At 46.0% G+C, this 26,995-nt stretch carries 21 protein-coding genes; 13 read left to right on the top strand and 8 right to left on the bottom strand.

All coding sequences use genetic code 11. The annotated features are described in order from the left end of the window. Positions 1-2,415, bottom strand: coding sequence for a phenylalanine--tRNA ligase subunit beta (gene pheT, locus EXM22_RS14475; RefSeq protein WP_149487201.1), 2,415 nt, complete (start codon positions 2,413-2,415; stop codon positions 1-3). Between the two features lie 14 nt (positions 2,416-2,429). Then, positions 2,430-3,473, bottom strand: a complete 1,044-nt coding sequence (gene pheS, locus EXM22_RS14470) for a phenylalanine--tRNA ligase subunit alpha (protein WP_149487200.1) — start codon at positions 3,471-3,473, stop codon at positions 2,430-2,432. 402 nt (positions 3,474-3,875) lie between these two features. Here pheS and EXM22_RS14465 point away from each other — a divergent pair, with 402 nt between their 5' ends. From EXM22_RS14465 to radA, 3 genes are read left to right on the top strand one after another with little or no spacing between them, the layout of a single operon-like run. Further along, positions 3,876-4,904 carry a peptidylprolyl isomerase gene (locus EXM22_RS14465; protein ID WP_149487199.1) on the top strand — a complete coding sequence of 343 codons (1,029 nt, stop codon included), beginning with the start codon at positions 3,876-3,878 and terminating at the stop codon, positions 4,902-4,904. Positions 4,905-4,930: 26 nt separating this feature from the next. Next, positions 4,931-5,947 (top strand): FKBP-type peptidyl-prolyl cis-trans isomerase, encoded by a 1,017-nt coding sequence (locus EXM22_RS14460; RefSeq protein ID WP_168203528.1) that lies wholly within the window; start codon positions 4,931-4,933, stop codon positions 5,945-5,947. Between the two features lie 4 nt (positions 5,948-5,951). Next, a complete protein-coding gene (gene radA, locus EXM22_RS14455; protein ID WP_149487197.1) occupies positions 5,952-7,328 on the top strand; it encodes a DNA repair protein RadA in 1,377 nt (458 codons plus the stop codon). Here radA and EXM22_RS14450 read toward each other — a convergent pair. Together EXM22_RS14450 and EXM22_RS14445 are read right to left on the bottom strand one after the other, a co-directional pair. After that, positions 7,308-8,513 (bottom strand): TraB/GumN family protein, encoded by a 1,206-nt coding sequence (locus EXM22_RS14450; protein WP_149487196.1) that lies wholly within the window; start codon positions 8,511-8,513, stop codon positions 7,308-7,310. The two genes, radA and EXM22_RS14450, sit on opposite strands and share 21 nt — an antisense overlap. Next, complete coding sequence (locus EXM22_RS14445) at positions 8,510-9,916, bottom strand: tetratricopeptide repeat protein (protein ID WP_149487195.1); 1,407 nt, start codon at positions 9,914-9,916, stop codon at positions 8,510-8,512. The genes EXM22_RS14450 and EXM22_RS14445 overlap by 4 nt, the downstream gene beginning before the upstream one ends. 176 nt (positions 9,917-10,092) lie before the next feature. On the opposite strand from EXM22_RS14445, the gene EXM22_RS14440 reads away from it, so the two are divergent. The 6 genes from EXM22_RS14440 to EXM22_RS14415 all read left to right on the top strand — a co-directional run bounded on the left by EXM22_RS14440 (position 10,093) and on the right by EXM22_RS14415 (position 16,138). Continuing rightward, positions 10,093-11,907, top strand: a complete 1,815-nt coding sequence (locus tag EXM22_RS14440) for a hypothetical protein (protein WP_149487194.1) — start codon at positions 10,093-10,095, stop codon at positions 11,905-11,907. A gap of 100 nt (positions 11,908-12,007) precedes the next feature. Beyond that, a complete protein-coding gene (locus EXM22_RS14435; protein WP_149487193.1) occupies positions 12,008-12,280 on the top strand; it encodes a hypothetical protein in 273 nt (90 codons plus the stop codon). 4 nt (positions 12,281-12,284) lie between these two features. Next, positions 12,285-13,817, top strand: a complete 1,533-nt coding sequence (locus EXM22_RS14430) for an NAD(P)H-hydrate dehydratase (RefSeq protein ID WP_149487192.1) — start codon at positions 12,285-12,287, stop codon at positions 13,815-13,817. Between the two features lie 38 nt (positions 13,818-13,855). Next, positions 13,856-14,164 carry an antibiotic biosynthesis monooxygenase gene (locus EXM22_RS14425; RefSeq protein WP_149487191.1) on the top strand — a complete coding sequence of 103 codons (309 nt, stop codon included), beginning with the start codon at positions 13,856-13,858 and terminating at the stop codon, positions 14,162-14,164. Next, on the top strand, positions 14,158-15,324 hold the full coding sequence (locus EXM22_RS14420; protein WP_168203527.1) for an iron-containing alcohol dehydrogenase: 1,167 nt from the start codon (positions 14,158-14,160) through the stop codon (positions 15,322-15,324). The genes EXM22_RS14425 and EXM22_RS14420 overlap by 7 nt, the downstream gene beginning before the upstream one ends. Further along, a complete protein-coding gene (locus EXM22_RS14415) occupies positions 15,299-16,138 on the top strand; it encodes a glycerophosphodiester phosphodiesterase family protein (RefSeq protein ID WP_149487189.1) in 840 nt (279 codons plus the stop codon). Before EXM22_RS14420 ends, EXM22_RS14415 begins: the two co-directional genes overlap by 26 nt. A gap of 6 nt (positions 16,139-16,144) precedes the next feature. On the opposite strand, the gene mnmA is transcribed toward EXM22_RS14415, so the two are convergent. Continuing rightward, a complete protein-coding gene (gene mnmA, locus EXM22_RS14410) occupies positions 16,145-17,197 on the bottom strand; it encodes a tRNA 2-thiouridine(34) synthase MnmA (protein WP_149487188.1) in 1,053 nt (350 codons plus the stop codon). Between the two features lie 205 nt (positions 17,198-17,402). Between mnmA and EXM22_RS14405 the strand changes: the two genes are divergently transcribed. From EXM22_RS14405 to gltA, 4 genes are all read left to right on the top strand, one after another. After that, entirely contained in the window at positions 17,403-21,719 is a 4,317-nt protein-coding gene (locus EXM22_RS14405; RefSeq protein WP_149487187.1) for an acyl-CoA dehydratase activase, read from the top strand. A gap of 16 nt (positions 21,720-21,735) precedes the next feature. Then, positions 21,736-22,170, top strand: coding sequence for an Lrp/AsnC family transcriptional regulator (locus EXM22_RS14400; protein ID WP_168203525.1), 435 nt, complete (start codon positions 21,736-21,738; stop codon positions 22,168-22,170). A 94-nt stretch (positions 22,171-22,264) separates the two neighbouring features. Further along, positions 22,265-23,119 (top strand): sulfide/dihydroorotate dehydrogenase-like FAD/NAD-binding protein, encoded by an 855-nt coding sequence (locus EXM22_RS14395; protein WP_149487185.1) that lies wholly within the window; start codon positions 22,265-22,267, stop codon positions 23,117-23,119. Then, positions 23,116-24,600: an NADPH-dependent glutamate synthase gene (gltA, locus tag EXM22_RS14390; RefSeq protein WP_149487184.1), complete on the top strand. Its 1,485-nt coding sequence runs from the start codon at positions 23,116-23,118 to the stop codon at positions 24,598-24,600. The genes EXM22_RS14395 and gltA overlap by 4 nt, the downstream gene beginning before the upstream one ends. A 49-nt stretch (positions 24,601-24,649) precedes the next feature. Here the strand turns inward: gltA and hisE are convergent, their stop codons facing one another. The 3 genes from hisE to pyrC are packed head-to-tail and all read right to left on the bottom strand — an operon-like array spanning position 24,650 to position 26,995. Continuing rightward, complete coding sequence (hisE, locus tag EXM22_RS14385; RefSeq protein ID WP_210411497.1) at positions 24,650-25,228, bottom strand: phosphoribosyl-ATP diphosphatase; 579 nt, start codon at positions 25,226-25,228, stop codon at positions 24,650-24,652. Continuing rightward, positions 25,225-25,971 (bottom strand): 1-(5-phosphoribosyl)-5-[(5-phosphoribosylamino)methylideneamino]imidazole-4-carboxamide isomerase, encoded by a 747-nt coding sequence (gene hisA, locus EXM22_RS14380; protein ID WP_149487183.1) that lies wholly within the window; start codon positions 25,969-25,971, stop codon positions 25,225-25,227. Before hisA ends, hisE begins: the two co-directional genes overlap by 4 nt. Before the next feature lie 22 nt (positions 25,972-25,993). Then, positions 25,994-26,995 (bottom strand): dihydroorotase, encoded by a 1,002-nt coding sequence (gene pyrC, locus EXM22_RS14375; RefSeq protein WP_149487182.1) that lies wholly within the window; start codon positions 26,993-26,995, stop codon positions 25,994-25,996.

Here is a 26,995-nt window from a genome sequence, read left to right as displayed (position 1 = left end):
TTAAACTTTTAATGGAAATCCTTTGCTCTCCAGGGTCTTCACCGCCAGGTCTTCGGCCTCTTTGATAAAATCACCTGCCAGTGTTTTTTCCGGATCCTTGAAAGACATCCTTAAGGTAACAGCCTTTTGTTCTTCTGACATAACAAACACATCGGCCACTTTAACCCAGTCCAATTCTTTCATCTTCATGGTCTTTAAGGCTTTCACCACATCCTCCACAGGAGTCTGAGCGTCAGCCAGGACAGTACAGTCAAACAAAGAAGAAGGAAATCTGTCTAAGGGTTGGTACCTGGTCTTATCCTTCATCCTCTGATCCTGAAAGTCTGTGAGGTCCAATACGGCGATGACCAACTGGCCCTTGATCTTGAAATTTCTGCAGACCAGAGGGTGAATGGTTCCAATATATCCCCGACTCTTACCCATGATCTGAATATCCATGGTTTCGTAGGGATGAAGACCTTCCCAGTTCTGAGGGTATAAGGGATTCCGGTCATTTGCCCCGGGAACCATGCGGAAGGAAATATTCAGGGAATTTAAAAGTTCTTCCATGGCATTGGCCACTTCCAGGTAGGGGGACTTCTTTTTATCAAAAGCCACAAAACCAAACTGATAGCGTTCATTGGAGAATTCCTTGGTATCTTCCTGATAACTCCGTCCCAGTTCAAACATTCTAAAAGAGCTGTAACTCTTCTGATTCAGAGCCGTAGAAGCCATCAGACTGGGAATCAACGAAGGTCTCATCCTATCTGATTCAGGACTCATGGCATTCACCAGAACTAAAGATTCATTTTTTACGGGCCAGTAAGCCTGATCCAAAAGCTTCTCACCTACCATGGGATAGGTCATGATCTCAAGGGCACCTACCCGGTTGACCATAAAATCCTGAATCTTTCGGCTTTTCACCTTGGCTTCTGACAGCCTGACCGCCGATATGGTATTCAAAGGAGATTCGGGAGTAATATTGTCATACCCGATAACCCGTCCAATCTCCTCGATGATATCCGCATCACATTCAATGTCTTTTGTGGCCCTGTAAGAGGGGACTGTCACAGATAGACCCGTCTCTGATTGAACAACAGTAAAATCCAGGGCTCTTAGAATTTTGACAATCTCGTCGGCAGGAACATCCTTTCCCAGAACATGGCAAATCCGCTGAGGACTGACATTGATAACCATGGGGCTGTATTCAGGCATATTTGCCATGACAACAGAGCCTCTCACCTTAGCTTCTGGACAGCTCTCCCGAACCAGTTCAACCAAGCGAAGCAGGGTTCTTTCTAGAAGCTGTGAATCCAGAGACTTCTCATAGCGTTGCAGAGCATCGGTCCTGAGACCCAATCTGGTGGCTGTCCTGCGGACTTCCGAATCCTTCCAGTTGGCTACTTCTATAAATATCCGGGACGTCGTATCGGCAATACTGCTGTCCAGTCCTCCCATGATTCCGGCAATCCCGGAGGGCCCCTGGGCATCACAAACCATGGTATCCGTAGGGAGAAGCTCCCTTGTAACTTCGTCAAGGGTTACGAACTCTTTGTCATCACCGGCTCGGCGGACAATGATTTCTTCTCCCCGGATTGTATTTCTATCATAAATATGATTGGGGATTCCCAATTCCAGCATGACATAATTTGAAATATCAACGATGTTATTGATGGGCCTCATACCGCAGGCATTCAAACGGTCCTGCATCCATTGCGGGCTATTTTTGACTGTGATATTATCCATGGAAATCCCAGTGAACCCAAGATTGGCTGAATCGGGATCTACCGAGATGCTTACCGGTGGTTTTTCATCGTTCATCCAAGACCGGATGGTCTTCTCCCATTCAGAATTCCAGATATCCTTTAAGGGGTTTCCAAAAACCGCGGCAAACTCACGCGCCATTCCATAATGCCCCCAAAGGTCGGGTCGGTGGGTGATGGATTTGTTATCTATGTCAAAGAGGATGTCATTTTTCTGACCAATATAATCGCCTACTGATTGTCCAAGAGGGGCATCATCCGGAAAGATTTTAAGCCCGGAGTCATCATCCCCTATCTCCAGTTCTGTTTCACTGCAGAGCATGCCCTCGGAAACAATGCCCCGGATTTTCTTGGGGGTCAGAGTAAATCCACCGGAAAAAGTTGTTCCCAATGGAGCAAAAGGAACCTTTTTACCCACAGCCACGTTGGGAGCTCCGCAAACAACCTGACGCTCTTCTTTACCGTCTGTAAACCGAACCAAATGAAGATGGTCGGAATCGGGATGGTCCTCCACTTGAGTGATCTCTACGACACGCACTCGTTTCAGCAGTTCCCCTGTGGTCAGAACATCATCTACTTCACAGGTGGCCATGGTGAAACGTTCGGCTAGTTTTTCGGGGCTGATCTCGGGAAGATCTACAAAATCTTTGATCCATTCTATTGATATATACATGGTGCTTCCTTGAATTAAAATGTTTTGAACTGAGAAACGAAAGAAAGGTTTCCGCTATGAAGGTGCCGGATATCATCGATACCGTAACGCATCATGACCAGCCGGTCTAATCCCAGACCAAAGGCGAATCCATTGTATTCATCGGGATTAACATTCCCATGTCTTAAGACATTGGGATGGACCATCCCGCAGGGAAGAAGTTCAACCCATCCGGACTGTTTACAAACAGAACAACCCGAACCGCCGCAAATAAGACACTCGATATCTAGTTCAAATCCGGGTTCTACAAAAGGAAAGAACCCCGGACGAAGTCTCACATTGACCTCTTTTCTAAAGATTTCACTCAGGAGTGTTTTCATGAAGTAAATCAAGTTGGCAACAGATATATCCTTGCCTACCATCATCCCTTCCAACTGATGAAAGGCAGCCTCATGAGAGGCATCGGTCGCTTCACAGCGAAATACTTTTCCAGGCCCGATGAATTTAAAAGGAGGAGTTCTCTTCTCCATGCCACGAGCCTGAATACAAGATGTATGGGTTCTCAAAAGATGCTTCATGTCTTTAAACCAGAACGTATCCTGCATGTCTCTTGCCGGATGGGTATCGGGAATGTTCAATGCTTCAAAGTTATAGTATTCATTTTCGATATGAGGACCATCGAGGATCTCAAAACCCATGGATGTAAAAATATCTTCGATTTCTCTCTGAATGATCGTCACAGGATGATACCCTGCCGCAGTCAGCCCCTGATCCCGAAGTGACGAACGGTAAGTAATATCCTGCCAGTTCTTTTTAAGTCTTTCATTGATCTCAAAGAGCTCCAAAGCTGTCATCTTTTTCTCTATGTCAGCCAGTATCGTTTCTTTGAGCTGGTTAGATTTCATCCCCAGAGTTTTTCGAACTTCTGGCGTGGCATCCTTCAGAGATTTGAGGATGTTATTCAGTTTTCCCTTTTTTCCCAGGAAATCAGCCTTCAGGTTCACCAATGAGGATTGATCTTTCACCTCATTCAGGGCTGTGGAAAATTCGTTCTTCAGATCTTCCAGATTTTGTAGCATTCCGGACCTCGCAAATATTTGATTAGGACCAAAAAGCCCTGTATTTTCGATGATGCAAAAAAAGAGCCGCAGCGGGTCTCCCTTATGGGGAAACCCTCTGCGGCTCTTATGAACATCTGTTCTTTATGAAAGCCCCGGGGTTTCCCCTCCGGAAAAAAAGTAAAAGTTCAAAAAATAAATAAAGAAGAAATTCGGGATTCTCATAATTTAATTAGATTTTATAGAGTTCTCAGAGAGCTGTCAATAAAAGGAACCGGCCATTCCAAAAGCAATTATCATACCCATGGTAGAGCATCTGTGAATTGATTCTACAAGTTTTAAATGTTATGCTCTTTTAAAAATTACAGGTAAATCTGTAACAAACTTACCTTTACAGGTTTCTAAATTATTACAGGAGGAATTATGAAGCGGCAACCCACATTGAAAACAGTTTTGCTGGCAGGCGTGCTGCTCATGACAACAACTATGAGTGCAGTAGCAGTAGATAAGAGTTCACTAAAAGATGGACTTTACGCCCTAATTGATACCAACCGGGGAGAAATCCTTGTGAATCTAGAGTTTGAAAAAACTCCCCTGACAGTCATCAACTTCACCGGCTTGGCCGAAGGAAAAATTGATGCAAACAAGAAAGGGAACTATTATGATGGTATAAAGTTCCACAGAGTCATTGACGACTTCATGATTCAGGGCGGCGACCCCACAGGAACAGGATCAGGTGGTCCTGGATATAATTTCCCCGACGAAATTGACAATTCCCTTCAGTTTGATGGTCCCGGAATTTTGGCAATGGCCAACGCCGGCCCCGGTACAAATGGAAGTCAGTTTTTCATAACCCATGTAGAGACCTCCTGGCTTCAGGGTAAGCACACCATTTTTGGTAAGGTTTTAGAAGGACAAGATGTTGTCAATGCCATTAAGGCCAATGATAAAATTAATACAATTGAAGTCATCAGAGTCGGTGCCAAGGCTGAAGCCTTCGAAAACGATCAAAAAGCATTTGATGCAGCCCTAGAAAAGTTAGCCGGCGCTGAAATGAGAAAAAAGGCAGAAGCCCAGAAAAGTATTCTTGAAGAAATCAACAAAAAATGGCCTGATGCACAGGTTTCCAAATCAGGCATCCGCTATATTATCGAAAAAGAAGGAAGCGGTAGTAAACCGACCACAGGTACAAACGTTAAAGTTCACTACACTGGTATGTTCCTGGATGGGCGTAAATTTGACAGTTCTGTAGACCGGGGAACCCCCTTTGAATTCCCTGCTGGCGGCGGACGAGTCATAGCCGGATGGGACGAAACCATTCTGGATATGAAGAAAGGTGAAAAGAGAACCATCATTCTTCCTCCCGAACTGGCCTATGGCAGCAGAGGCGCCGGCGGCGTCATCCCCCCCGATGCATGGCTTCTTTTTGAAGTAGAACTTCTCGATTTCTAAGAATGACAAAAGACCTGGAGACAAGAATGAAAAACAAAAACCTGTACTGTTTAGTATTGTTATTAATGTTGAGTCCCCTGATGCTCTCGGCTCAGGATGAAGTTCTGCCTCCGGGTCTATTTGCCCGGTTCAGTACCATAAAGGGAGATATCCTTTTTCAACTGGACTACGAGCAGCTTCCCCGGACGGTGTCTAATTTTGTGGCATTGGCAGAAGGGAAAATGGAACTTGAAGACGCCAGTGGTCCCTACTATTCAAATCAAAATATTTACAGAGAAGTCAGAGGATATGCCCTGTTTCTAGGAGATCCAACTGGAACTGGAGAGGGCGGAGTGGGCTATACCATCCCCAGGGAAGAAGGCTCCTCTTATACTTCGGAATCACCCGGTTCTCTGATGATGGTTTCCAGACAAAATGAAGATCATGGAAGCCAGATCATGATATTGATTGAAGGTGATTCATTTCTTGATCAGAAATACACAACATTCGGTAAACTGATAGCAGGAGACAAAACCCTTTCAAAGCTAAAAAGGGGAGATCTCGTAGATTCTGTGAAAATCATCAGAATAGGCAGTGAGGCCGAATCTTTCCTTCCAGACAATGAATCGGTAAGACAGATGATACAGTCGGCCTATGATGAATCCAGAGAGGTCTTTGCAGAAGAGTATCCCAGAGTTGCCTCTATTTTGAATCAACTGGGTGACAACGTTCAGAAATCAGAAACAGGAATCTATTACAAGACGGTTCAGCAAGGCAATGGTGGAAAACCCCGCCCTGGAAATACTGTAAGAATGCATTATTCAGGACGTTTGATCACAGGTGAAGAATTCGATAACTCCTACTCAAGGGGCGAACCATTTCAGTTTGTTATTGGCAGAGATGGTGTCATTCCAGGCTGGATAGAAACGGCTTTGAGCATGCAGGCCGGAGAGAAAAGAGTCATCATCCTGCCACCGGAATTAGCCTACGGAGAAAATGGATACGGTCCAATCCCTCCCAATTCCTGGCTCATCTTTGAAATTGAGCTGATCGACTTCCAGTAAGTCCATGGCAAAAGCAAAGAGTAAATCCGTTTTCTACTGTTCCTCCTGTGGGCATGAAGAGCCGAAGTGGCTGGGACGCTGTCCCGGCTGCGGTGAATGGAACAGTTTTAAAGAAAAGGTTCTTCCTACTGCCGCTCCCACTCCCTCCGGCCTCTTTGAAGAGGCCGCAGTACCTCAAAAAATCAGCAGCATAATTCTAGAAGATGTCACCCGCCAATCAACGGGGATACCAGAGGCCGATCAGGTCCTGGGAGGAGGACTTGTTGAAGGATCCGCTGTACTTCTGGGGGGAGAGCCGGGGATAGGAAAATCAACTCTCATGCTTCAAATCGCCATGATGGCCTCCCAGGACAGAGAAGTACTCTACATCTCCGGGGAAGAATCACCCCGCCAGATAAAACTCCGGGCCAACCGCCTTGGAATCAATTCGGACAAGCTCATCCTCTACTGTGAATCCAGAGTAGAGGAGATTCTCAGGACCCTGGAAGAAAGAAAACCCGGCCTGGTGGTCATGGATTCCATACAGACCATTCAGTCTCCTTCACAGGGAATGGTTCCCGGGACGGTAAACCAGCTCAAATACGGATGCTTTGAACTCATCAACTGGGTCAGAAAAAGAGGAGCCGTCCTCTTTCTCATAGCTCATGTAACCAAAGATGGAGCCATTGCAGGACCAAAGGTCATCGAGCATATGGTGGATACGGTACTTTACTTTGACCACTCTGGCAGTGAGCTGAGGGTCCTGAGAGCAACAAAAAATCGATTCGGCTCTGTGGATGAGGTCGGCCTTTTTCAAATGGGCTCAGAAGGGTTGAGCCAAGTGAGTCACCCGGAAGGCCTTTTTCTTGAAAACAGAGAGGGAGAACTGCCTCCGGGCATCTCTGTCGCACCCGTGTTTGAGGGTTCCAGGGTCTTGCTTGTAGAGATTCAATCTCTGACTGTCCCCGCGAAAGGAGCAGTATCCAGGATTTTCTCAGACAGGGTAGAGGGCAGCCGGGTATCCCGGGTAGCCGCTATAATGGAAAAACATCTTGGAATTAAATTTTCTGATCAGGATATCTATATCAATGTTGCCGGAGGTATGAAGATAGCCGAGATAGGCATGGAACTCCCCCTGGCATTGGCGATCTACTCAGCCAGAACAGGAATTCGGATACCATCGGATTTGATAGCCCTGGGAGAAATGAGCCTCACCGGAGAAATCAGGCCAGTCCCCCAAATCCGTCGTCGCCTGAAAGCCGCCGAGGAGATGGGGTTTAAACGGATTCTCATTCCCGGCAAGTCAGACGAGACTCAGGAATGGACAGGATCCCCACCCATAATAGCCAAGGACATCAAAGAAGCCATTAAGCAGGTTTTTTCAGCCCCCCAGAAGCATTGAAATCCGCGGTAACGCATAGAACGTACCGATGGAACTGCCTAGGGAAGAGAAGAAAAAGACAAGCAGGATTCGTGAGATTCTGTTTCGATACCATCCTTTCAGGCTGGTCACATCATCCTGAAGAGATTCCATATCGCTCACCCTGGGTTTTCTGAAAAAATACTCCATGATACCCGAAACCATCCCCACACCAATGGTAGGATTCATACTGGTAATGGGTGCTGCGAGGAAGGATCCCAATATGGTAAGAGGGTGCGCCAGTGCTAAAATGGCTCCCAGAGCCGCCAGAGTTCCATTCGCCAGAACCCAAACCAAAAGCATACGAAGACCCACATCTAATCCCGAAGTAATAAAACCTGTCACAACAATAGCTAAAATCAGGGCAGGGATAATCCAGGGAAGCATCTTACTGCCGACTCCCCGGACAGGAAGAGCGGAGATCTCTTTAAGATCGGCTTCTTTTTTACCGGAATGCAAGTCTTCAATCCAGCGGATAATCCCTTCCATATGACCCGCACCGACAACGGCAATGATCTTGTTCCCGGGGGCTTCAAAAATATTTGTTGCCAGGTATTGATCCCGTTCATCTATGAGAACTTCTTTGACTGAAGGGAGAAAACTCGAAAGTTCTTCCATCATGTCCTGGAGAGCTCCTTTTTCTTTCAAAGACTCGACCTCTTCTGCATCCACATTTTCTGTTGAAAAAACAGAACTGAGGAGAGAAGCCAGAAGTTTCATTTTATTCCAGAGACTGCTCTTCCCCCAGGCTCGCTGCAGCGTCATTTGGACGGGTCTGTCACTGAAGGAATAGGGAATAGAGAGTTCATCAGCCACTTCTATGGCCATTTTCATCTCTTCCCCGGGCTTGATTCCCGTATTCATACCAACCTTTCTCTGAAAAGAGGTCAGTACCAGGTTGGCCAGAAGAAGAAATCCTTTTTTTTCACGAAAGACCTTTGTCAGATTCATTTGTTGCCATTTTTCATTCTTGGATAGGGATTGATAACGTCCGGCATCAATCTCGACACAGATCCGGTCAGGCAGTTCTTCCCGAATGGCATTCGTCACTTCTTCGACACTGTCTAATGAGACATGAGCCGTACCCAGAAGCAGGATCTCCCTTTCTCCCAGATGGATGCGGCTAACCGTATCCCCTTCATGTTCAATTTTTATCTCTTCACTCATGGATGGTTCCTTTCCCAGGCAGCCAGTTCTGATTCAAAAAAGCCGGTATTCTCATCAACCTGCTCATAGCTGGCCAGGGCACTTCTTCTCAGCCCTTTAAGATCATCACGGGCTCCCAGATAAAAGTACATCCGGCTGCGCAGGTCTTCATTTTTTTCTTTAGCAATCTTGTCTGTTATAAAATAATTTGATCCTGGCTGGAGAAAGTATCGAAACATCTCATATTCCAGGCTGTCTCTCGTCACACGGGGAGCCACTTCCTTGAGGAGTTTCTCAGCATCCTTGCGGTCTCCAACCTTTTCCATACACACGGCAGCCGCCAGCACAAACAGGACATCCCGGCTTTCAAACTCATAGGCCTGCAAGAAATGATCCTTTGCTTTTACAAAATCACCCTTCATGTACGCATATTTTGCCAGTGGTTCATGGGCATACCCATACCCCGGACGGGCTGCTAAGACTTTTTCATAATAGACTTCAGCCTCATCAAAACGCTTCCATTCATCCAGGATTCCAGCTTTGTATATGTTGGCAAAAAGATTGTCTGGATTGATCCTTTCAATCTGCTCCAGATCTTCCCAGGCACGTTCCAGATTATGAAAGTACTGAATAGCAATTCTGGAACGATCCAGATAATGCCATTCAACATCCGGTTCGAGCTCAATGGCTCGTGTGTAATCATCCTCGGCTTTACCATATTTCTTAAGACCGCGGAACGCCCGGGCTCTATCAACATAGAGATAAGCAAAATCGGGTTGCAGCTCGATGGCTCTATTCAGAAGTTTCACCGCACCTTCAAGATTGTCCAGATTCATCTGGGAAGATCCAGCTCCCGAAAGGGCCAAAAAATTTGTAGGATTTTTTTCCAGGATGAGGCTAAAACTCTTGTCGGCCTCTTTGTACCTTCTGGCAGCCAGATCTATGGTCCCTTTCAGCAATAGACCGTCTTCGTGATTGGGAGAAATCTCCAGGAGTTCCTGGATTCTGTCATCTCTGGCAACAGTATTCCCTTCTGCATTTTCTAAGAGAGCCAGATTATACAGAACATCAGGATGTCCCGGATTCTCATCGAGTAAGGAGTTCAGTTCTTCCCGGGCTTCATCCCAGAATCCCTCTGAAATCATAAGAGCCGATTTTACAATTCGTTCTTCCAATGTCAGCTTTTCCGCACTCTCTAAGAGGGCCAAGGCTTTTTCTGCGTCTTCTACGGAGCTAAGCTCATTGAGGGATTCAACCAGAGATGGTTCAGGCTCTTCCGGTTTAACATCGGGCAGAGTGGATTCAGCAGATTCAGCAGCATTTTCATCTGGTTTTTCAGAGACAGTACTGGAGCATGATAGTGGCAGAAAGAAAACAACGGCCAGGAGGAATGCTCCGAATAGAGTCAGTCGGCTCAGATTCATTTAGTCTCCTAATAATAGACTGAAAGGATTCTTAAAAAGAAATATCAACTTTCAGGGTGATTAAGATGGTTTGAATAACTTGAAGGATAAACCTTCAGAATACAGATAATATACCTCCCGAAGACGATTTGGGCAAGGTTGCTTTTTTAGTTTCCTGCTGGTAAGATTCGTCCCATATGAAAAGAAAACCCGGATCATTCTTGACAGTAGTCCCTGTCTTTTATGCCCTAATAATACTCTTTTTTCTGTTCCATCATTTTTCACGATTTGAAGAGATTTCACTGGTCATTGACAATGTCTCTTTCAAGGGGACAAAAACCATGGCCACGGCTTTTGCTCCTGCAAAGATCTCTAAAATGGCTGTGTTTACAAATGGACTGAAACTTAACATTTCTTCCTCGGAGCCGATGAAGGTCATCACAGAAGACGACATCATCAGAGAACTGGCCCTGGAGAGCCTGGAAAGAACCGATACTGGTATAGTCCTCCATTTTAAATATGATATATCCATTGCCATACAAAATATGTCCCAGAGCAGTGACAGTTCTATTAATATCGCTGTTCCTCAGACGATTCCTCCCATAAAAGAGCTGAGAATCAAGGCTCTTCCCCAAGAGAGCTATCTTCTGAACAGGGATGATCAGGATAGAATCATCCTGAGCGATGGGACGAGTACATACTTTATGAACAGCAGCGGAATTCTTGATTTTAAGGATTCTACTCTCATAATTTCCATGGCAGACCGAGTGAGTAATACCATTACACTTGAAGATGAAGCTCCTGGACTGGGAAGATCTGTTAGAGAATGGCTGGCGGAGGGCCAGAAGACGATTCCTTCTGAGAAAGAAACAATTACCCGATTTTCTGATAAAAGCTATTCCGGCTGGAAATCACGGTTTGACAAGACCACAGGAAACTGGACAATGCCTGCCGGAGCCCCGATGTTCAGCGAAAAAGCACTAGTTCTGTCCCTATCAGAATCCTACAGACGGGGGGAACAAACCCTCCTATCGGCAGATTTGCTGAAGGCTGCGGAAAAAAACAGTTCTGTATTGAGCTGGTATTCCAGTCCTTTTACCGGGGACATAGTCAACAAGACAGCCCCCTTGTTGCGCAGCAGCTACTCCAGCCTCCTTCAGGGAAAGACCTCCTTGAAAGTAACAGCCAATCCTGATATTTCACCCTATCGTGAAATTCTGGAGTTGAAAAAAATCCTGGATGATCCCGGGATCTCTGACCCTGTTCCCTGGATTGAAGAAAACATTTATCCCCTCATTGTTTGGCTTGAAGAGGGGCTGTATATACTCCATCCCGATCAACCCGAAAGCAACACTCTTTTCACCCTGGAAGCAGCAGAACTCTTAAAAATGGCGGCGGATAGAACCGGTGATAAAAACATCCGGTCAATCTCTTCGATGATTAGGGCGACCATACTGAGCCGGGCCGATGAGAACGGAGTTCTTCCTGAAAAGATTAAATTTTCAAGGGAACGGGCATCCCTGGGTGAAGGCGCACTTCCGCCGGAAGATGTTTACAGCCTGTTTCAGGATGCGGCCTTTACTCCCCGGGTCATCAACATGAGTAATGATCCCCAGAAAGAAGTGTGGATCTATACGGCATCTAGAAGTATTTCTTCACAATTGACAGATCAATTTATGGACGTGAAAGTGAGGTTTCCACGAGGACAGATCCACCATCTGATCATCAAAGGTGTCGAACCCTTTGACCGGGTTTTTCTACACAACATCCGGTGGAAGAGCGACCCTCGCTTTCAAAGATATTCTGACGGATGGGTCTACGACGCCGTGAATAAGACCCTCTTCGTTAAATTAAAACACAGGGTTGAAGAAGAGACGATCCGGATTCAATTTAATCCGCCTGTCGAAGAGATCCCTCTCACCGAAAGCCCTGAAACAGCAGCCAATACTCCAACGACGGCAATATCAGGAGAATCAATAACACAAGCCGGAACAACTGAAACGACAGAATAATCATTTTCTGGCTGTTATTTATAAAAATACAGGAGAAATTCCCTATGATCCTGTATAATGATTATGAAATTACATTAAATACAGCATCCTGGAGGATTTAATGAAAAGCAGTGTCTTTTACGTTGTGAACAGAGAGAACTATGACACCGATCATAATGATTTTTTTCCCTATATATCGTCAGAATATGTGAAAATTGCCAAGAACTTCAAACCCGGTAAGAAATATCCGGTTCTGGCGGTCAAAGATGTTACAATCATTGCCGATGATGATTCGGTAATCGAAACATCCCAATTTCTTGTTCCCACTGAAAATCAGAATTTCATGTGGGTTCAATCCGAAATTTTCAAGTTTGCAGGAATGGATCCGGAATAATTCCATGAAGGTCCTCAATCCTGATGAAATGCGTCGGATGGATGAGACCTGCATCCATAAATACAAGGTTCCCGCCCAGATCCTTATGGAAAATGCGGCCTTATCTGCTCTCTCCGTCATTCAAGAAGAGTATCCCCATCACTCTGTTTTACTGGTGTGCGGCAGCGGAAACAACGGAGGGGATGGACTGGCCCTGGCCAGAATTCTATTCTCCCTTGAAAAAGATGTTGAGGTTCTGCTCCTGGGCAATCCAGATCATTTTTCAAAAGAAACGTCTCAAAATTACAGGGCTGTAAGAGAGATTGGTATCCCCCTGTCTCTCAATCCAAATGATGAAGAACTCAGCTTTAAACCGAATCGGCTCATTGTCGACGCTCTTCTGGGGATAGGTCTCAATAGAACTGTCAGTGAGAAGTATAAGGCCATTATTGAAAGAATGAATCACAGCGGAGCGCCTATCTTCTCCTTGGATATTCCTTCGGGCATAGACGGAACAACGGCCCAGCCCCGGGGAATCTCTATCCGGGCAGACAAAACAATCTGTTTTGGAGCTCCCAAGAGAGGAAACATACTCAGTCCCGGATATGTATACAACGGAGAACTGTTTTGTTCCAGAATATCCTTTCCCCCCCCACTCATCAGAGACTGGCCCGGCAAAACCGAATTCAATATTCCTTCCCCCCTGATCCAAAGAGATCCTCTGGGATACAAAAATAGCTTCGGCCGTATCCTGATCATCGGAGGAGGAAAAAATTATCAGGGAGCCCCCGCTCTGGCCGCACAGGCCGCCTACAGATCCGGGGCGGGTTATGTGACTGCGGCAGTTCCACAGTCACAGGCATCCGGGTTCTCAGCCCACTGTCCCGAAGCGGTGATACAGGAGTTGCAGGAAACAACAGAAAAGACGATCTCTGAAAAAAATGAAACCCTTCTTCTGGATCTGGCATCAAAGCACGATGTGGTCCTTATGGGGCCGGGCATGACAGGTCAGGAGGAAACGGTCTCTCTTATCCGAAAATTAATTCCATTGATTCCCGTTCCTCTGGTGCTGGATGCGGATGGTCTCAATGCTCTGGCAGGATCACCCGATCTAACGAGTAAAAGAAAATTCCAAACCGTCATTACCCCCCACTTGGGAGAACAAAAAAGATTGCGCTTAGGATTAACAGAGGATCAGAGTCTTGAAGAAAGATACGGAGTCATCTGTGTTTATAAGGGACCAAGGAGTAGGATCTGCCAGAGTGATGGTAAAGAATATATAAACCTCACCGGAAATGACGCCCTGGGTACAGCAGGATCCGGCGATGTCCTGGCAGGTATGGTCGCAACCCTCATAGCGACCCAGGAGTCTGTGATTCAGGGTGTTTGTAAGGCTGTTCTTCTTCACGGACTCACAGCAGAAAGATACCCTGGAGCCAGGGAGAGCTTTACAGCGTCAGACATCATCGAGGCCCTGCCCCGATGCCTTCTGGAGTACAAAAACAATTACAACGAAATGAAACAGACCTTTTTAGGGAAAATGAAAATGATTCCTTAATGAGGTTTTTAAAAATACAATTCAAAGGAGATCAATGTATGGTCATTTATTGTGTTGAGGTAAAAGTATTACCTGGAAAAGAAGCGGAATTCGAAAAGGCAACTCTGGAAAATAGATTAGAAACGAGGAAGGAGTCTGGGAATCTGAGATTCGATGTTCTTCAACAAAATGATGATCCAACTTCATTCTTTTTATATGAAGCTTACAGCAATTCCGATTCCGTACTGGCACACAAACAGACAGCCCATTACCTGAAATGGCGAGATCTGGTTGCTCCCTGGATGGCAGAGCCGCGGAAAGGAACATCCCACAAGGTCTGTGCTCCCCTGGAGGTTTCCAAGTGGTAAGATTCTCCTTTTCAGCCAATAAAGAAATTCTTTTCGGCTGTGGAAAAACAGAATCTCTGCCTCAGTTATTAAAGGAATTCAGAGGAAGAGCACTCTTTATTACTGGAAGATCAGTCCGAGAGAACCCTCTGTGGAAAGCCCTTGAGCTTGGCCTGACCAAAGAAGGCATCCCCTCCGATTTTGAAACCATTATGGGAGAACCATCTCCTGATGTCATAGATTCTCTTTGTGAAAAATACAAAAAGGCTCCCCCTGCGGTCATTGTGGCTCTGGGTGGAGGCAGTGTTCTGGATGCGGGGAAAGCGGTCTCTGCCATGTTGAAAGAAACAGGTTCTGTCATGGATTTTCTAGAGGGCATAGGCACAAAAATTCCCAGTGGTGAAAAAATCCCGTTCATAGCCCTCCCCTCCACGGCTGGAACGGGCAGCGAATGCACAAAAAATGCTGTGATAAGCAAACCGGGACCAACTGGTTTTAAAAAATCTCTCCGCCATGACAATTACATTCCCGATCTGGCACTGGTAGATCCTGAATGGCTGGAGAGCCTTCCTCCGGGACTTGCTGTATCCTGTGGAATGGACGCCTTTTCACAACTCTTGGAATCCTACATTTCCACAGAGGCGTCCCCCATGAGCGATGCCCTTGCAGAAGAGGGGCTTTTGGAATTCCTAGACGCCTTCCCCTCCCTACTGGAAGGCAAGCCGGGCAAGGATGAGTTTTCCTCAATCGCTCTTGGAGCCTCACTCTCGGGCCTCACCCTTACCAATGCAGGGCTGGGAACAGTACACGGCATAGCAGGTATCTTGGGTGGAATGAACAACATTCCCCATGGTGTGGCCTGCGGACTCCTCTTGCCCCCTGTCATGGACAAAACTTTTGAAGCACTGATAAAACAGGATGAGAACCATCCTGCCCTGGAGAAAGCCGCAGGACTTGGTCAGTTCCTCTCGGGTAACATGGAAATGACCACCGGAGAATCCATAGGAGTTTTAATGGAAGAACTGGAAAACTGGGCTTCTCTGGCATCCCTTCCAGGACTCAGGAAGTTTGGTTTTACAGAAGAACAGCTTATTGAGGCGGCCGGAAAATCAGGAAACAAGAACAATCCATACACCTTCTCCCAGGAAGAACGTCTTGCCATACTCAAATCGGTCTATTGATATGAATGATTTTTTTACACCACCTCCCAGGGCTTTAGGGCACAGGGGCAACAGCAGAGACTTCCCGGAAAACACAGAAATAGCCTTCCGGTCAGCCATTGAAATGGGCATAGATGTCGTGGAAACAGATGTCAGATTGATGAAGGATGGACAGGTTCTGATTTCTCATGATCCAGATTTTTATAGGCTATCGGGGGACAATAGGCCAATATCTTCATTATGTATAAGCGATCTGGAAGCAATAGATACGGGATATCTATTTTCAAAAGATGGGGGACATAGTCATCCTTTCCGGAATAAGGGAGTCAAACCTCTCCTCTTGAAAGATGCCTTCCAACTCTTCCCCGAAACAAGATTCAACATAGATTTAAAAGACCCCAGTGAAAGCCTGGCCATGGCGACAGCCAGGATCATAATAGACGAAGGAGCTGAAAACCGGGTCTGCGTCGCATCTTTTCATCACAAGGTATTGAAGTCTTTTAGAAAATCTCTTCCATCTGCGGCCAGCTCCCTCTCCCGCAGGGAAATGGTTCTGAGCCTCCTGTTATACAGGACCGGATGGGTTCCTTCCGATGTGAAGAATAAGAGAATAAAGGCTGTTCAGATTCCAGAATACGCCGGCCCCTACAGAATACTCAGGCCCTCTTTCTTTAAATGGTGCCGCCGCAATCACCTTGCTCTCCAGGTCTGGACCATCAATGACGCAGAAAAAATGAAAGAGCTATACCAAGAGGGTGTGGACGGTTTGTTTTCTGATATTCCCGAGGATGTGATCAGGGTGAGCCGGAAGATGATCGAGAAGCCCGAATACTAACTCGATCTATTCGATCCTGGCACCGCCAAGGCAATAGTCATCCTCATAGAATACGGCAAACTGTCCCGGAGCAATGCCCCGGTCTCCCTCATCCAAAGTCACCTCAAGACGATCGGAATCCAGCCATTTGATGCGGCAATCGTGAAGTCTAGGTCCATGTCTCAGCTTCAGAGTCAGTTTATCCCCGGAAGGTTTCCTGCTAATCCAATTGGGTTCACAAACGGTAAAGACCGTACGATTCTGTTCTAAGACATTCTTGCTTGAAGAAACATAGATGATATTCTTTTCCAGATCTTTGGATGTCACATACCAGGGACCATTGCTTAGCCCCAATCCCTGACGCTGCCCAATGGTATGAAACCAGAATCCCTTATGATGGCCCAGAACCTCTCCACTCTCGAGCTCCCGGATCTCTCCATCCTGTTCTCCCAGATAGTGTTTTACAAAATCGGAATATTTTATTTTCCCAAGAAAACAGATTCCCTGGCTGTCTTTTCTATCTTTATTGGGAAGATCATATTTCTGTGCCAGAGCACGGACCTCCTCCTTCATAAAAGAACCTATGGGAAATATGATTTTACCAATCTGCTGCTGAGAAAGGTGGGATAGAAAATAACTCTGATCTTTCACTGGATCCGGAGACCTGCGCAGCCATGTCAAACCTTCTATTTCTTCAACAACACCATAATGACCTGTGGCAACCTTGTCATATTGTTCGTTGACTTTATCATAAAAAGCACCGAATTTGACCCTTTGATTACAGAATATGTCCGGACTGGGCGTCCGTCCTTTTTTCAGTTCGGAAATAGTATAAGAGACAACACGGTCATAGTATTCCTGCTGCAAGGGTAAAATTTTAAGGGGGATGGATTTTGCTTCACACACAGCCCTGGCATACTCCAAGTCCTCTTCCCACGGACAGGTACCCATAAAACTGAGTTCATCTTCCAGCCAGATTTTAAGATAATAGGCGGTTATATCGGTATACCCTTCTTCCAAAAGACGGTAAAGCGCAACAGAACTGTCGACTCCACCGGACAATAATACGGCAATTTTCATACCTTCAGATTCTTTCAGACTTGAATCTCTTTGGCAAGAGACCGAGAGACTCTAATGAGCTTGCAATAGTACCATTTTTACAGATAGACAAAATCTAAAAGATCCACAATAATGACTTATAATCAGCTTTTAGTGGACAATTATCGTCTTTTTGTCAAAATGATAACTGCCCTCCAATTTTACAAATATTGTTTGAGGAAGCATTATGAAAAGCATAGGTATTAATATAGGCAGTTCCAGCCTGAAAACAGTTCTTCTAGAAAATGGACAAGAGATTTGGAGCCACGTGGTTCCCCATGAGGGCGACTTCCTCAATGCGGTTCTCAGTGAATTAAAAAATAAAGAGTTTGAAGAAGGAACGCCTCTTCTGGTCACAGGAACAGATGGCCGTTATCTCCTATCATCCCCGTCTGTCATTGAGCCAGTCTGCATTGAGAAAGCCCTGGAAGTGACTGGTCATCAGGTCAATGCTGTGGTCAGTATGGGTGGAGAAGACCTGGTTGTTTATGCAGTGAATGATCTTGGAAAAATCACAAACAATTTTTCAGGGAGCAAATGTGCTTCCGGTACCGGTGAATTTTTTAAACAGCAGCTGGCCAGGATGGATATGACCCTGGACAATGTAAACCACCTCGCAGAGGATAGCCAGGTTCGCCCTCTTTCAGCACGCTGCTCGGTCTTCATGAAGAGTGACTGCACCCACAAATTAAACAAAAAAGAAGCCACGAAAGACGATATAGTCCTCTCCCTCTCGGATGTGATGGCCACGAAGGTAAGTGATTTCCTAAGCCGTGCAAAAATCAATTCAGGCCGAGTTCTTTTATGCGGAGGCATCACAAAGAATAAGCATATCCTCCGGTTTATGAAGGAAAAGACTCCTGAAATTGAATATATAATTCCCAAAGAAGCGTCTTATTTCGAGGCCTTCGGTGCGGCTCATCTGGCCGTGGACAATGGTGCTCCTCTTCCTCCCATAGATAAAATTCTCAAAGACAGCAAGGTCAGATTTGACCGCTATGATGATCTTAAGAAGGCCGTTGACAAGGTTCAGTATTTTCAATCTGAAATCAAACCCGTCAGGAAAGGCCGGGAGTATATCCTCGGAATTGACGGCGGTTCAACAACCACAAAAGCCTGTCTCATTGATATGGAAACAAGTGATGTTGTGGCTGCCCATTACGGGCGGACCCATGGAGACCCCGTACAGGCTCTCAAAAACTGCATCATCGAACTGCGCAAAAAGATCCATAAAGATATAGGTGATGAATCTTCTATCACCATCTCCCTGGCCTCCACAACGGGTTCATCCCGTGAAATTCTGGGAGTGTTCATGGAGACTCCAGCGGTCTATAACGAAATCATAGCCCATGCCTATGGAACAACCCATTTCAGCAACGATGTGGACACAATCTTCGAAATTGGGGGTCAGGATGCCAAATATGTGCTCCTTGAAAACAAGGTCCCCATCGATTACGCCATGAATGAAGCCTGTTCAGCAGGAACCGGATCCTTTCTGGAAGAGTCTGCTGCCGGAGATCTGAATATTCCCCACGCCCGTGAAATTGGAGAGATCGCCCTGAAAGCGGATAATCCCCTTAAATTCGGAGAACACTGCAGTGCCTTTATCAACTCTGATATCCGCAAGGCAATTCAGCAGGGAGCCAAAAGGGAAGACATAACCGCCGGGATTGTGACATCCATCGTCTCTAACTATTTGAATAGAGTTGTTGGGAACCGCACCATCGGCCGGAAGATTTTCCTCCAGGGTGGTGTTGCCAAAAATAAGGCTGTTCCTCTGGCTTTTGCCATGCTTTTGGACAAGGAGATTCTGGTTCCACCCGCTCCCGAACTGATGGGGGCCTTCGGAGTGGGGATTCTGGCCCGTCAGAAACTTCAGGATGGACTCCTTCAAAAAATCAATATTGATCTCGATGCTGTATTAGATACACAAATAGAGTATGACCGGGTCTTCAACTGCAAATCCTGCGAAAATTTCTGTTCCATTCAGGTTCTTAAGGTCAATGGACACAAGTATATGTTTGGCGGACGCTGCAGTAAATATACAAACACGAGCAAAAACATCAAATCCGATGATAAGATTATCAACTACATAGATAAGCGCAACGACCTGCTCTTTAAAACTTTTGCAGCTCCGGCCCAGGATCTCAAGCCTAAAAGAGACTACACCGTGGGAATTCCCCGCTGTTTTTCAGTTCATACTCTCTACCCTCTTTATTCCTGGTTTTTCCATGAACTGGGTATAAAAACGGTTCTCTCTGACGAAATTGCCCATGAGGGTGTGGCTAGAGTAGAAAGCGCCTACTGCTTTCCTGCCGAAATAGCTCATGGGGCGGTTCAGGATATTCTCAACAAGAAGTGCGACTATATTTTTGTACCCCATTTCAGAGACATGCCCAGTATGGAAGAAGATGTTCATGCCAACTTCTGTCCCATCACACAGAGCCTCCCGTACTACATAAAAAAAGCCTTTCCAGACATTCCGGAGAATAAAATAATCCCCCTGATTGTGACCTTTAAATTCGGAGAGTCCAAGGCACTGGAGTTTTTCTATAAACTGGGAGAACAACTCTCTATTCCGGCCGTTGAGATTAAGAAAGCGTTCCATAAAGCATTGGAAATGCAACAGGAATACCTCAAAGCCTCAAAGGCTCTGGGCCAGGAAGCTCTTAAACTTGCCAGGGAACAGAATCATCCTGTCATTGCCCTGTTGGGACGCCCCTATAACGCCTTCACCCCCGAAGCCAACATGGGAATTCCCCGGAAATTCAGCAGTCGTGGTTATTCAATCATACCTTTTGATATTCTCCCCGAAGGGGATGAGAAAATTTTTGATAATATGTATTGGTATTATGGACAGCTGGACATGAAGACAGCCGCAAGGCTCAAAGACGAGCCCAATGTCTATATCACCTATATTACCAACTTCTCCTGTGCTCCCGACTCATTTATACTGCATTATATTAAGTGGATGATGGGCACCAAGCCCTTCCTGATCCTAGAACTGGACTCACACTCTGCCGATGCTGGAGTGGATACCCGGATTGAGGCCTTCCTGGACATCATAGAAGGATACAGAGCCCGCCTCTCAACACAGACCAAGGACCGCTATGATAACGGTCTCAGGTTCATCAACAACGGGAAAGATCCTCTTCATCTTAAAAATGAAGTCACCGGAGAAACCATCCCTGTCAAAGACAATAAAAAGGTCAAAATGCTCCTGTCCAATATGGGAGACCTGTCCACGGCTATGATGGCCTTGATTATCCGCACCACGGGAATCAATGCCCAGGCTCTTCCTGTGGCCGACACCAAGACTTTACAATTGGCTAGGAGCCATGCTTCCGGAAAAGAGTGTGTTCCGTCCCACCTGGTATTGGGAAGTGCACTAAAATTTCTGAACTCCAAGGAGTACAGAAAGGATGAGATTTATCTGCTCTTTGTTCCCATCACAACCGGTCCCTGCCGGACGGGTCAATACTTTGTCTTTTATGAAAACCTATTCAAAGACATGCGTCTTGAAAATGTGATTGTTGTGACAATGAGTGCAGATAATTCCTACAATGAACTGGGCCCGGATTTCAGCAAGTATATGTGGCGTGGATTGGTCATCGCCGATTATATGAAAGATATTCAGACCTCTCTGAGAGCCTGTGCACAGGATACTGATGAAGCCATGAGGATTTACAATGCACTTTGGCATGAGATGATTGATGTTATTGAAAATGATTTCAATAAAGTCTACAAGGCACTCAAGAATATAGCCCGGAAGGTTGCTGAGATCCCCTTGAAAAAAACGATAAAAGAGGTCCCCCGGGTACTGATTGTCGGAGAAATCTATGTCAGAAGAGATGATTTTGCCGTTGATGAACTGGTAGAACTCATGAGCCGTAAAAATATCATAGCCAAGGTTTCGGGGATTTCTGAATGGATTCACTACCTAGATTTCGTGCGTAATTATGATCTAAAAAAGCGCATCAAACTGAAACCCTGGTACAAACGCCCCTTTTCTGCGGAGCTGAAGGATTTATTGATCCTTCACTTGGAAGAAACCTGGAAACACACAGTAGAAAAGGGAATAAAAAACCGTCTTGGGAAATCCGGCCTCATCCCACATACGCCTCATGATATGAAAAAGATCATGAAAAATACATCTGAGAATTTTGTAAACCTTGAATTGAACTCAGAAATTGCCATATCCAGCGGTGTCGCCGCCACGGCCATGGAAGAGGGATACTCGGGAATTGTCAATATTTCTCCTTTTGCCTGTCTCATTGGTAGGGTCATAGAAGGATTGATAACTCCCTGGGCAAGAGAACGGAACTATCCTGTTTTTTCTCTGGAAGTTGACGGGAATATTCTTCCTCCCAATATTGTCAACAAACTGAATATTTTTATGATGAATGTGATGCGTTTCAGATCGAATCCGGACACAACCAATCTTATTGAACAGGATGAACCTGACGTAGTATTAAAAGATGTAAAAGTGTCCGGCAATGATTGATCAGGAGTATGCCCCGATGCAGCCCGACGAGATAGATTGGAAAATCATTAACCTCCTCAGAGAGAAATACCAGAACAACAATGCCGTTGCCAGGATTATGGGGATCTCCGAGGGGACTGTTCGGCAGCGTCTCAAAAAAATGAAAGATCTCGGAATTGTGAAGATAAAAGCCCTCATCAATCCCGAAGCTCTTGAAAATCAGCAGCTAGCGACGGTGGCGGTGAATGTGACAGAATCCTCTCAGCTTGAATCAAAAGCCAGAGAGATTGCAGAGCTTCCCAATGTCCTGGATGTCTCCATTACATCAGGTCGCTATGACCTGTTTGTGCAGGTTCTTGTCGACTCCAATCATGGCCTTGTCAGCTTTCTGACAAAGGAGCTTGCTGTCGTCAAGGGTGTCAGTTCTACTGAGAGTTTCCTGATGCTGAAAAGCTTCAACAAGTACGTGTAGCTTTTCAAAAAACTGATTTGCTTATACAATATTGTAATATTAGAAATATACTATGTTATTGATTCCCGATTCACCACTGGGACGAGGAAAAAAAATGAAAAGAATTCTAGACAAAAAACAGCTTTCTGCGGATGTTTTCCGGATGAAAATAGAAGCTCCCCTCATAGCTGAAGAGAGAAAAGCAGGTCAATTCCTGATCATTCAGGTAGATCAAAATTATGGAGAGAGGATTCCCCTCACCATAGCCAATGCCGATGCTGAGGAAGGTTTCATAGAGATTATTTTTCAGGCCGTAGGTGCTACAACACAAAAATTAAGCCGGATGAATGCAGGAGACTACATTGAAAATGTTCTAGGTCCCCTGGGAAAACCAACCCATATTGAAAAAAGGGATGGCCCTGTCGTCTGTGTTGGTGGTGGGATAGGTGTTGCCCCAATGCATCCTATTGTCGAAGCTCACCATAAAATTGGAAACAAGGTTATCACCATCATGGGAGCGAGAAACAAAGAGCTCCTTATCATGGAAGATGAAATGAGAGCTCTTTCAGATGAACTTATAATCTGCACCGATGATGGATCTTATGGACGAAAAGACCTAGTGACTGTTCCCCTCAAAGAGTTATGTGAATCAGAAAACATACCCTCCGAAGTTTTTGCCATTGGTCCTCCCATCATGATGAAATTCTGCTCAGAAACAACGAGGCCCTTCGCGGTTCCCACAATGGTGTCATTAAATACGATCATGGTAGACGGAACTGGAATGTGTGGTGGCTGCCGTGTTTCCATTGGTAACGAAACAAAATTTGTCTGTGTTGACGGCCCTGAATTCGATGGCCATCTGGTAGATTTTGATAACATGATGCTCCGCCAAAAGGCATATAAACAACATGAAGCCCATCGATGCAACCTGGATATAGAAGCAGAAAAACTGGAGGCCAAGCAGAAATGAGCGAGTTTAAATCTAAAGAAACATTGAATAAAGAAGCCGAAGAAATCTGGAAGGGTCTCAATACTGCCGAATTAACTCCTAAAATGAGAAGAGAGATCCCACAACAGGACATGCCCAGTCAGAATCCTGCGATCAGACGGGCGAACATGGGTGAAGTGGCCCTTGGTTATACCGAAAAACAGGTCCTTGTAGAATCTGCCCGCTGCCTGCAATGTAAAAATGAGCCCTGCATCAAAGGATGCCCGGTAAGTATCAACATTCCCCAATTCATTTTGAAGGCGGGGGAAGGAAAATTCGGAGAAGCTATAGATGTGATCAAGGAGAGCAGTATGCTCCCTGCAATCTGTGGGCGCGTTTGCCCCCAGGAAAAACAGTGTATGGCCGAATGTACCCTGGGGAAAATCCTCAAGGATCCCGAAAAGTCTGTTGCCATTGGTCGAATTGAACGCTACCTAGCCGACTGGGAAAGAGAGAACAGAAAGGATGGTAAGACAACCATCGCTCCATCCACAGGTAAAAAGGTGGCTATTGTTGGGAGCGGCCCATCGGGCCTCACCGCAGCAGCAGACCTTCGAAAAGCCGGTCATGAAGTCACAATTTTTGAGGCCTTTCATAAACCCGGTGGAGTGACAGTGTATGGTATCCCCGAGTTTAGATTACCCAAAGAAATTGTAAACCTGGAAGTGGAAGGCCTCAAAAAAATGGGCGTCCGCTTTGAAACAAACTTTCTTGTCGGCCGGACCCGTAAACTGAAAGATCTAATGGAAAAAGATGGATACAATGCAGTCTACGTCGCATCAGGAGCCGGGCTTCCAAAATTTATGCATATTGAAGGCGAGAATCTTGTAGGTGTCTTTTCAGCCAATGAGTTCCTGACTAGGTCTAATTTGATGAAAGCCTATGATAAAGAGCATGCTGAAACACCCATATACCAGGCACGCAGAATTGCCGTTTTCGGAGGTGGAAATGTAGCCATGGATGCGGCCAGAACAGCCGTGAGAATGGGTGCTGAAGAAGTTTACATCATCTATCGCCGGACTGAAAAAGAGATGCCTGCCCGAGTGGAAGAGGTACACCATGCCCATGAAGAGGGTGTGATCTTCAAGACACTGACCAACCCTGTTAGAATCCTGGGGGATGAAAATGGACGCGTCAGGGCTATAGAGTGTCAAAAATACGAGCTGGGAGAACCTGATGATTCAGGACGCCGCAGACCAGTCCCCATTGAGGGCAGTGAATTCCTCATTGAAGTGGAAACCTGTATTCCCGCTATTGGAAATTCTTCCAACCCACTGATCAAACAAACGACTCCCGGACTGGATTTCTCCAAATGGGGTACGGTTGTTGTGGACGACAGGCAGAAAACATCCCTCGATGGAGTTTATGCCGGGGGAGACATCTCTCAGGGCGCCGCTACGGTCATCCTGGCAATGGGAGATGGACGCCGCGCTGCAGCCGCTCTAAATGAAGAATTAAAATAAGAGAAGTGGAGACTCCGCCTCCGGGGATATTGATCCCGGAAAAGGGGTATCAGGAGTCTCTTTTTTTCAACTCCGCCAGAACTTCCTGGATGGAGAGACCTTCCGCCTCCAGCAGAACCATCATATGGTAAATTAGATCAGCCGATTCAAAAACAAGATCTTCAGGGCTAGAAGCCAAGACCAGTTCAATCGCTTCTTCTCCGCATTTTTTTCTGATCTTATTGCTTCCCTTCTCGAAAAGATGGGTTGTATAGGATCCTGCAGGCATGTCTATGTGCCTTTTTTGAATTGTTCTGCTGAGGGAGGTCAGGATTTCATTGTTTTCCCGGTCTTCTCCCAGAACTTCAAGAGCATCATGCTCTTCGATATCTGTTTCTTTGATGACATCTTCGTACGCCTCACCCTTGGCCCCTTCGGGCAGAAGCGCATAATAGCAATTTCTACGTTTTTCCAACTGCAGGAATTTCCCCTCCCCGGCAAAAGGGAGAATTCGGCCCGTCACTGGATGGGAGACCCAAAGAACTCCCTGTTCCCGGCTTTTTGAAAATCCTTTTTCATCCATAAGGGCGGCACTGAATCCGCCATTTTCCGTCTCAATCAAGAGAGCTAGAACTGTCCCTCTGCTCACCAATCATACTCCTCATCATTTTTTTGAAAATCCAGGACTGCTTTTTCCAAATCCAATCTGCCTTCATAATAGGCTTTTCCCGTGATGACCCCTTTGACAAGAGGGTCAGCCTTCTGAAACACATCCTTTAGGTCATCCTGGCTGCTGATCCCGCCGGACAGGGTAATCCCAATTTTGGATTCTCTGGCAATCCTATTTGTATTTTCCAAGTCCGGCCCCGCCAGGGTGCCATCTCTGTCAATATTTGTATAAATGATATTGGTAATCCCCATGTCTGCACATTTTTTCGCTAGGACTGAATCCTGCAGAGCCGTTCCTTTTTCCCAACCGGAAACCTTGACCTCTCCATCCAGTGCATCGATGCCGGCTATGAAAACGGGACCGAATTTCTGTATCCATAACCCTACTTTTTCCGGGTTTTTTGCAAGAACAGTTCCGACAATGAGCCGGTCTACACCAATCTCCAGGAGTTCCCGGACATCAGCTTCTTCCCGAACCCCACCGCCCAGTTCAATGATCCCGGAGAACACACTCCGAATCTTTTGAAGGGCCATACGGTTATTTTTTCCTTCGCCTCTAGCCGCATCAAGGTCAACGAGATGGAGCCGTTTGATACCCAGTTTTTCAAAGACAGCTGCCGCTACAGCTGGATCTTTCTCATACGATTTTACATCGTTATAGTCGCCTTTAAAGAGACGTACACACTCAGCTCCGAGCAGGTCTATTGCGGGAATTATTACCATATATTCTATCCTCTCATTTTTGTCATTTCATTACTTTCCAGGTCATCATTTCTCCGGCGCACAAAGGAACAGAACCTCCGATCAGAGATGGAACCTTCCACGATTCTTTTTTCAGGGTGATTGACGATGTATTTAGGGGTAAACCATAAAATTCGGCTCCGATCCGGCTTGTAAAGGACTCCAACTGTTCAAGAGCCCCTTCCCTTTCAAAGAGCTCGGCCAGCAAAGGAAGTGCAACAGTAGCAGAAAATGCCCCGGCGCTGCAGCTGGAAAACTCTTTTTTATTTTTAGGATGAGGAGCACTATCTGAACCATAAAACAGTTTGGGATGGCCAGAGCAGACAGCCTGAGCCAAGGCGGCCCTGTCTTCCTCTTTTTTAACAACGGGCTTACAAAAAAGATGGGGTTTTAAGGCTCCACCCATCAAATCATCCAGTGTATATAAGAGATGATGAGTCGTGACTGTTCCGGCAATATGATCGGGCATTTCTTCGATAAAGCTGATGCTCTCTCGGCAGGAGAGGTGTTCCAGGACGATCTTAAGACGTGGGAAGTCCCTTATGATTTTTTCCAGTTCCCCAAGATAGGAAATTTCACGTTCAAGAACGGGTGCCTCTGGATGCTCTCCATGAATACTCAGGACCATACCAGCTTCTTCCATTGCAGAAAGAAGATCTCTGATCTGCTCATAGGAAGAAATACCATCCTCTGCATTGGTTGTCGCACCCGCTGGATACAGTTTCCCTATGAGGGCCCCTGCTTTTTTCATCTCGGTGACAATCAGAGGATTCATATTCGGTAGCAGTTTAAAAGCCATGAGAGCCTCAAGACCGGGTGCTTCCCGCTCAATGGCAGCCTTGTATGAAAACAATCCGGGAGGATCGATAACAGGAGGCAAAGTATTGGGCATGATCAATGCCCTGGCAAATGAAGCTGCCGTTTCCCTGGCGTATTGACCCATTTCATCTCCCTGTCTCAGGTGCAGGTGAAAATCATCGGGTTTTCTTATTTTTAGAATACTCAT

The organism is Oceanispirochaeta crateris (genome assembly GCF_008329965.1).
Lineage (GTDB): Bacteria > Spirochaetota > Spirochaetia > DSM-2461 > DSM-2461 > Oceanispirochaeta > Oceanispirochaeta crateris.
The sequence above is the reverse complement of the archived record's forward strand: the minus strand, read 5'-3'. Positions and strand labels throughout refer to the sequence as shown.